The sequence below is a fragment of the Paenisporosarcina sp. P4_E4_2 genome (genome assembly GCF_056401595.1).
The window spans coordinates 1-8,791 of sequence record NZ_JBFUJC010000115.1; the positions used below are offsets into that span (position 1 = coordinate 1).

Sequence of the window (8,791 nt, forward strand, 5' to 3'; positions counted from 1 at the left end):
GATATCTGGCCACATTTTTTTGGTGATATCTCCATTTCGCGAGTCGTTATCGAGATTTCACGATGGTTTATCTACATTTCGACAAGCGATATCTACATTTCACTAAACTTAATCTAGAATTCGTACTCTCATTTCAAAAATTCATCTTTTTTACACAATTTGAACGCGCTTGTGATGGTGGCAGTTGGTTTCCCAACTGGCCACATTTTTTTGGTGATATCTCCATTTCGCGAGTCGTTATCGAGATTTCACGATGGTTTATCTACATTTCGGCAAGCGATATCTACATTTCACTAAACTATATCTAGAATTCGTACTCTCATTTCAAAAATTCATCTTTTCCACACAATTTGAACGCGCTTGTGATGGTGGCAGTTGGTTTCCCAACTGGCCACATTTTTTGGTGATATCTCCATTTCGCGAGTCGTTATCGAGATTTCACGATGGTTTATCTATATTTCGGCAAGCGATATCTACATTTCACTAAACTTTATCTAGAATTCGTGCTCTCATTTCAAAAATTCATCTTTTCCACACAATTTGAACGCGCTTGTGATGGTGGCAGTTGGTATCCCAACTGGCCACATTTTTTTGGTGATATCTACATTTCGCGAGTCGTTATCGAGATTTCACGATGGTTTATCTACATTTCGGCAAGCGATATCTACATTTCACTAAACTTTATCTAGAATTCGTACTCTCATTTCAAAAATTCATCTTTTCCACACAATTTGAACGCGCAAAAAAAATGACTTTGACATTGTTTCTGTCAAAGTCACCTCTTCTATGCTTTAATTACTCCGATACGGCCGTCACTTTATTCAATGCAAAAATGATGCCTGCGTGAACCCCTTCATGCCAGATAGCAAATTGAATAACTGCCTCAACCGTTGCCATGTCATGGAATTTTCCTAAGGACATTACATCTGGCATTTGTTGATCTAGTTTTCCAGTCAGGAATTCTTTGACTCTAGCAGGTTGTTCTGCCAAAGCACTCAGCAATTGCTCGTTCGTTGGTGGGGCATCTGTCCAATCAGATGGCTTTGTTCCAGATCCAAATAACTTAGCCCATTCAGGATGAACAACCTCATATTCAGGCAATCCACGATGAACTAAATTTTCCATCGATACAAAAATATGACCGACGTGCCAACGGATTGTATTGTGAAACCCTTCAGGTTGGATATCCCATTGTTCATCCTTTACTGATTGCAAATGCCCTTGCGTATAAATTCGTGCAAAGTTTAATTGACCTAATGTCTCCATGTCATTACCCCTTTTAGATTCAGTATCAATTAAGCGTAGCTGAATCTATTACAAAAGGAAACAAAAAAAATTCAATACCATGTTTTATTCAAACGCCACATTATGTTGGGCGGAATCCTGATTTGTCCACGTAATGACTGTTCCAGGAGAGATGGTAATGCTTTCTTCACTAAAAGCGTAATCGGTAATATCGAGTTTGACTTCCACGGAATTTGAAGCGTCCTCTTCCACATTCACTTTCATTTTCATCACCGGATACGGTTCTCAGTAAACCGAGAACTCTCCAGTTAAGGTCTTGGGTCCAACATCGTCTCTCTATTTATGAAAAAAACAGCAACTCCTATTATGGAGTTGCTGTTTTAATACTTAAGGTCGAAATGGATCATCTTTTGGTTTCGTGCTGTTCCAGCTATCATGAGCGTCCTTGTTGAATGAAGATCCTTCATTTGGAGGAGTTTCATCGTATGGATAAACTTCATGCGGTGAAGGCGTGTTAAATCCTTCATCAACTGGTTCCACTGGGTTAGTAGGATTCACTTCATCTACATGTGGTGTAAACCCACGTAAACTTTGTTCTTTATTTTTCTCGGGTTGGAAAGATTCTTTCAATGATTCTTTAATTGTTTCTTTTTCAGCTTTATAGTTTTCTTTTGACACTTCAGCATCTTGCAAACTCTTTTCCATCTTACTTAAATAACGAGCTGCATGTTCGCGTCCGCCTAAACCAAATGCCAGACCGAATGCTAATGCCACGCCGCCTAAGATTAGGATAAACGCAGAGTTAATAATCGAAGCTGCAATGCCCAACTGATCTAGAGCCATAAAGAATGCGAATGCAAGAATTGCATATTTGGCAACATATCGTAATGCGTGTGGTGTTCCTGAAGAATGACTCATCACACCGCCTACTAATTGTTCTGCCATATTTGCTAACCAGAAACCAACTGCCAAAATGATGATTGCAGCGATTACTGATGGCAAGTATGCAAAAATACCAGTTGCTAATGTAACCATAAATTCTAGTTCAAGTAGTTGTAAAGCTTCTACAACAAACAATAAGATAATAATTACTTGTACGACTGTACCAAGTAGAGAAGCGAAAGATGGAGCTGAACCAGCACCTGATTTGAAGCCCATTTTACCGTAAATTGAATTGACACCCAATTTTTCTAGCAATGAAACCACAATGTCTTTTACCCATTTAGCTGCAACAATTCCCACCAATACTAGAATGATAGCAATTGCGATTTTCGGCAACATTGCCAAAATGTCGTTCAACATACCGACTGCGGGACCAGAAATTCCGTCTAAATCTAAAATTTCAAGAGCAGTAATGGATACTGGAATCATGATTAGAATAAACGCGATTATTCCTACAACATTGGAAATACTTGTCCCTTCAAAGAAAGAAGAAATGTTCAAGCGATCTGCCAAGCGGTCTGCACCTGCTGATTGTAAAAACTTCTCTAGTAAATTACGAACTAGTTTCGCAACAAACCAACCAATAAAGAATACAACTGCCGCAGATACTAGCTTAGGAATAAAGTTGAAGAAGCTAGCAAGCATTCCTTCAAACGGTCCACTTAATCCATCAATTCCAAGAGCATTTAGTACCGCTGGAATGAAGAGTAAGAAAATAAGATAATAAGCAACGTTAGCTGCTGTATCAGTCCATTTAGCTTGATCGGCAGGATTTGGTTCCATACCTGTTTTCGCAACATATTTGTTCAGGTTCAGCTTGTTGCCAGCCATTTGAATGACTTTCTTAACAACTGTTGCTAAGACCCAAGCAAATAATAAGATTAAACCGGCTTTCAAAATGTTAAGGAAAGCACCTGTTAAGCCTGAATACATGGAAACAAACGGCATTGCCATAGCATTCAAGTTTAGAATATTGAAGAATAATACAAAGGCTAGAATCAGCACGACGAAGAAGACAACTTTACTGATAATCTTTTCTACTGTCCATTTTTCGTTTTTATTTCCTAATCGCTCATTAACACGAGCTTTGCGTAACATTTTGTAAGTAAGATTTTCTAAGAACTTTGCCACGAAAAACCCTATTAATAATACCAATAAAGCTAGCAAAAGTTCTGGTAAAAATGAGAGAGTATCTCTCCAATAGTAACGATCCATCATAGCGTGTCCTCCTTTGAAATTTCAAAATTATTTGTCTTTCATGACAATCTTCATTTACCCTTTGCATTTCTTTTTAAACGCTTCACTCGCATCTTTCTCCCCGTAAATAATCAGTACATCCTGTTTTTCCAATACTTCATCAGCCGATGGGTTGCTTATGAGTTCTTCACCTCGGCGGATGGCCAAAACCGTCACGCCCATCTCGTTTCGAATCGCAGAATCTTTCAGGGATTTTCCAATGTAAGTACACRCTTCCTCAAGCGTCACTTCTTCCAATGATTGTTTCTTTTCTTTTGTATGAATGAGTAAATTGACTAAATCTGTACTTTCTGGGCGCAATACAGAACTCACCAATTCCCGGCCACCAATAGTAGAAGGGTTTATTACTCGACTGGCACCAGCACGCAATAATACTTCTTCGGAGCCTGCATTTTCTGCGCGAGCAACTACTTCAATCTTTTCATTTAAAGCTTTAGCCTTGATGGTGATAAACACATTGTCTGAATCACTCGGTAACGTCGCAATCAAGCCTCGTGCTTTTGCCACATTAGCTTCTTTCAGGATATTTTCCTGCAACGGACTTCCAACAATGCGAAGTGTTCCATCCGCCAAATAGTCCAATATTTCTTCTTCGGAGTCATGAATATAGACGACTGGGACATCCTCTTCTTTTAACTGCTCGTAAACCTGTCTTCCCACTCGACCCAACCCGCATACGACGATATGATCTTCCAAACTTTTAATAGCATGTTCCATTCGTTTATTCCACACCTTTACTGAAAGTTGATGTTCAATGAAATAAGAAGCGACAGCCCCCATTGCGTAAGTGACAAAAGCCACACCAAGGGGAATCAGTAATAAAGCAAACTTTTGCCCTGCTTTTGTCTCGGGAACAATGTCTCCATAACCCACCGTCATCAGAGAAATGATGGTCAAATAAAAAKCATCGAATAATTTGAGGTTTTCCAATGCCATGAAGCCGGCTGTTGCCACAGCGATTAATACAATCAAGCCGATTATGGCAAAAAGTATATGTCGGAAACGAATTCGTAAGTCCATCCATTTGGATGTATTCATTAATTCACCTGCTCATTTTTATTGTTATTGCCTATACTTTTACCCTCTCGCAAACCTTTTAACACGAATTTCGTCCATTTAGTGAGGTGGAAATTATATGAAAAAGTGGACTGTTATCTTTTCCTTGATATCTATCTTCTTTCTACTGTGGATTGAACAAGGACTTGAAGTATCCTATGTATGGAAAACACTTGCAAAAGTAATGGTTTTCGTAGTATTCCCTGTACTTTTATTAAGAGGATATAAATTTGAATTTCTTCAAATAAGAAAAACACAAAAAAAGAGTATTTATCTGGCATTCGGATTAGGGATAGTGGTTGCAGGTACTGTCTTAAGTGCATTCATGTTGTTAAATGATTCAATCGACTTGGTTGCGTTACAAATAGACTTAGAAACTCGGGTTGGAGTAACAGCTTCAGTATTTCCTTTTGTCGCAGTTTACATATTGTTAGGCAATTCTTTTTTGGAGGAATTTTTCTTTCGCGGCATACTTGTGGATTTATTAAGAGATTCCAAGTTGAAGTGGTTCCTGCCGAGCCTCTTTTTCGCTATTTACCACATTGCGATTTTCCTGCCGTGGTTCGATTGGCCAATTTTAATCTTGGCAGTAGCCGGTCTCTTTATTGGTGGTCTGATATTCCAATGGATTAATGAAAAAAGCGGGACCATTTATCCTTCTTGGATCATTCATATATTTGCGGATATAGGTGTATTGCTTATCGGTATTTATATGTTTTATTTCAATTAGACTCTGCTATCTTATAAAAAAAGGGAATATGCTCACTTCCCGCGAACTTTTCAATAAAAAAACGTGAGGGAATCAAATCCCTCACGTTTCGTTAATCAGTTTTTATAGATACAGTGACCTTGAATAAATCCCCATCGACTTCAATTCGCATTGAGCCTCCGTGTAAATCGACAATAGACTGCGCAATAGCCAATCCAAGTCCGGATCCTTCCGTGTGACGGGAAGTATCGGCTCGTTTGAAGCGTTCAAACAATTCATCCACATTTTCACCAAGTTCATATTTAGTCACGTTTTTCACAACAAATTGTGCATAGCCATCTACTTGTTTTAATGTCACATATACGCGTGTGCCGGGCAACGTATACTTGAGGGCATTCACAATCAAATTATCCAGCAATCTCCACCATTTCTGTCCGTCAACAAAAGCGTGTAGAGGATTTTCTGGCGCAGTTACGCGGAAATCATGGCCTGCCGCTTGAATGTCTTCTTCGTGTTCTGCAAGAGCTTGTTGCATCAACTGGGTTAAATCCACTCGTTGCTTATGAAGCTCCACATTGCCACTAGCCATTTTAGAAACTTCGAACAAGTCCTCTATCAATGTTTTCAATCTCTGAGATTTACGATCTAAAATCGCGACGTACGATAGACGTTCTTCATCTGTTAAATCCACTTTTTTCAGTAAATCCGTATAGGTAATAATCGATGTCAGAGGTGTTCGCAAATCATGGCTGACGTTTGTAATCAGTTCGGTTTTTAACCTTTCACTTTTCGCTTGCTCTGATTGCGACGTCCTCACGCCTTCACGAAGCATGTTCAAATGTTTGGCATGTTTGGCCATAACTGATTTCCCACCAATGCGTATATCTGCAATTTGATGTCCTTTTGCCATTTGTTCAGTCGCTAATGCGAGTTTATTGTAAGCAGCGACTCGCTTCAACAATAAATACAACGAAGGCATCAAAACAAACATAAATAGTGGTACATATATAATCAGCAACTCTGGAACAACAAAGATACCCGCAAGACCTAATCCCGCCAAGAAGACCACCAACAAAATCAAAAGAATCTGAGTACCCAGTCGACGGTTAAGGAACAAGTCCTGGATTGTCAAAACCCATTTTTTAAGGATGCTTTTTTCCCACATCGTTCTAATTCCATTTTTCCTGCTATCTTTAAACAACCACACTGCCTGAATGAGTGTCAACGTCAGGAAGACAACGAATAACAACACCATCATGCCTGCATATGCAGCAAATCTAAGATTGGAATAATAATACTCGTAATAGCTCAATTGATCCGAAACTATCGTTGAGAAAGCAAAGGCTAAAACCAACGGAATGAAGATTAACAATAAGCGAATCTCCAATTTTCGTTCCCGAATGAAAAGATGTGTTGGGGAAGAAAGTACTTCGGCCTTCCTTTTGCTAAATAACCATATGGCTCCTCCAAGTGCGATCAGCCCCAACATCCAAAGAGAGTAAAAGTAGGCTTTGTTTTGATTGAAGTTGGTCAGACCCTGCATATGCTCAGAAGCTAGATTAGTCGTTTTTGGTATAGCGACTGTTCCGGAAAACTGGCTGTCCTGGTCTTCGATCATATTCATAATGTAAAAGATCGATAAAGATTTCAATTCCCCATCTTCCACATTCATATAATTTTGATTCACATTTGAAAGACGAAGAAAACCGGTTTTTGAACTGTATTCTTTCTTAATTGTATCTGCGTCTTTGACATCACCAAAAGAGTAGTGTTCACCTGTTTCCAAATTGGTCAGTTCATAGGCCATTTGCCGTTGCAGTGCCTTCATAAGCGGGAGTGAGTTGGAGATCTTTCGATCATATTCTTCCAATGCCTGCTTTTTCGCTTCCATGATTTTAGTTCGCACCACTTCATCATCGGCAAAGTTTTTGCGGATTTCTGCGATTTTCTCATCTCGCTCACTCACTAATTCCGACATCATTTCCTCTTCCGACAATGATGTCGCTTCCTCAATTAAACCTTCGTATTGATAACGAACGTCACGGATTTGATCCATTTGGGAACCGTAATACGTACGGTATTCTTCAATTTCATTTTCAGTCACTTCAAGATTCTTAATTTCTTTTTTCACGTCAAACCTGTTGATTAATGTTGGATAGACTTCATTCATTTGGGACTCAACAATCATGTGAAAATGATCGGATTCTTTAAAATCTTTACCCAAGTATTTTTGACCGTGTGAAGTAAATGTAATAATCGCCAATATTGTTAGGCTGACAAGTCCATAAAAAAGCCATGTTGTTCTTTTCATCACTTAGACGCCTCCTTTTAACATGCGGGTCAATTGCACAAACATCCTATTCGAGGAAAAGTTGTCATCTATTAGTTGAGCAACAAAGGAATAACAATACATGAGACTGAGCATGGCTAATGCGACAGCTACAATGGATAACCAATGGGATACCTTACTTTTCGATCTTGTAGCCAATGCCCCACACCACCTTTACATATCGCGGATTTTTCGGATTCGTTTCAATTTTTTCCCGAATTTTTCTAATGTGTACAGCAACGATATTTTCGGCATTGTACGCGGGTTCGTTCCAGACACGCTCATAAATTTCCCCGATAGAAAACACTCGACCGGCATTGGTCATCAGCAATTCGGTAATTTTGTATTCGATTGGAGTCAATTTGACGGTTTCCCCATCGAGCGTCACTAATTTAGCTTCCATATCCAGTGCAAGTCCACCGATTGCCACTGTGGCATTCTGTTCCTTGAACGTACCGAGATGGACGTATCGACGCAACTGTGATTTCACACGAGCCATTAGTTCCATCGGATGAAATGGCTTCGTTACATAGTCGTCTGCCCCCACAGATAATCCGTGAATTTTATCTGAGTCTTCCGCTTTGGCACTCAGCATAATGATCGGAATGTTGCGCTCTGAGCGAATTTTGAATGTTGCTTGTATGCCGTCCATATTTGGCATCATAATATCGAGAATGATTAAATGAATTTCATTCTTTTCAAGCAGCGTCAATGCTTCCAGCCCATCTGCTGCTTTCAATACGCTGTACCCTTCATTTTTCAGGTAAATCTCAATTCCATCCCGAATATCCTGGTCATCATCCGTTACAAGAACCGTAAATTGTGTCATCCGTTGCACCTCATCTCTACTTCTTATGATACCAATTATATCTGCCAATTCTTAACAAACTATGAGGATAAAAATGAAGAATTTCTTAAGAAAACATCGTGGATTTTCTTTCGTTTGATTTTATTTGGCTTTATATGCTATTTAATCGGCATCAACTGAGATTTAATCCGCTTCAAATGCATATTAATGGGCATCAATCTAGATTTACTCGGCATCAACAACCTTTTATTCCGTTTAGCCCATATATTCCCAAATAAAACACTAAAAAAGTGCCTCTGGTTAAAGAGACACTTTCATTTACCTAATATACTTTGCTCGTTTTCTTCCACTGAACGTAAGAACAATAATTCCTCCGAGCAATAGTAAAACGCCAACCCATGAAACGGGGCTTAATACTTCCCCTACGATAAAGACACTCAAAACT

Annotated in this window: 7 protein-coding genes; 1 reads left to right on the forward strand and 6 read right to left on the reverse strand. The window is 39.2% G+C overall.

The genetic code is table 11. The annotated features are described in order from the left end of the window. Positions 1–795 precede the first annotated feature (795 nt). From AC1DSB_RS09905 to AC1DSB_RS09920, 4 genes are all read right to left on the reverse strand, one after another. A complete protein-coding gene (locus tag AC1DSB_RS09905; protein ID WP_016428407.1) occupies positions 796–1,266 on the reverse strand; it encodes a DinB family protein in 471 nt (156 codons plus the stop codon). Between the two features lie 84 nt (positions 1,267–1,350). After that, the gene (locus AC1DSB_RS09910; RefSeq protein WP_477586623.1) at positions 1,351–1,509 is read right to left on the reverse strand and encodes a plastocyanin/azurin family copper-binding protein; all 159 of its coding nucleotides are present in this window, start codon (positions 1,507–1,509) and stop codon (positions 1,351–1,353) included. Between the two features lie 123 nt (positions 1,510–1,632). Beyond that, entirely contained in the window at positions 1,633–3,405 is a 1,773-nt protein-coding gene (locus tag AC1DSB_RS09915) for a mechanosensitive ion channel (RefSeq protein ID WP_477530784.1), read from the reverse strand. A gap of 54 nt (positions 3,406–3,459) precedes the next feature. Beyond that, positions 3,460–4,482 carry a potassium channel family protein gene (locus AC1DSB_RS09920; protein WP_477586625.1) on the reverse strand — a complete coding sequence of 341 codons (1,023 nt, stop codon included), beginning with the start codon at positions 4,480–4,482 and terminating at the stop codon, positions 3,460–3,462. A gap of 97 nt (positions 4,483–4,579) precedes the next feature. Between AC1DSB_RS09920 and AC1DSB_RS09925 the strand changes: the two genes are divergently transcribed. After that, a complete protein-coding gene (locus AC1DSB_RS09925) occupies positions 4,580–5,230 on the forward strand; it encodes a CPBP family intramembrane glutamic endopeptidase (RefSeq protein ID WP_477530782.1) in 651 nt (216 codons plus the stop codon). A gap of 91 nt (positions 5,231–5,321) precedes the next feature. On the opposite strand, the gene AC1DSB_RS09930 is transcribed toward AC1DSB_RS09925, so the two are convergent. Together AC1DSB_RS09930 and AC1DSB_RS09935 are read right to left on the reverse strand one after the other, a co-directional pair. Beyond that, on the reverse strand, positions 5,322–7,520 hold the full coding sequence (locus AC1DSB_RS09930; protein WP_477530892.1) for a sensor histidine kinase: 2,199 nt from the start codon (positions 7,518–7,520) through the stop codon (positions 5,322–5,324). Between the two features lie 154 nt (positions 7,521–7,674). Next, a complete protein-coding gene (locus AC1DSB_RS09935; protein WP_477530781.1) occupies positions 7,675–8,367 on the reverse strand; it encodes a response regulator transcription factor in 693 nt (230 codons plus the stop codon). Positions 8,368–8,791: the final 424 nt, after the last annotated feature.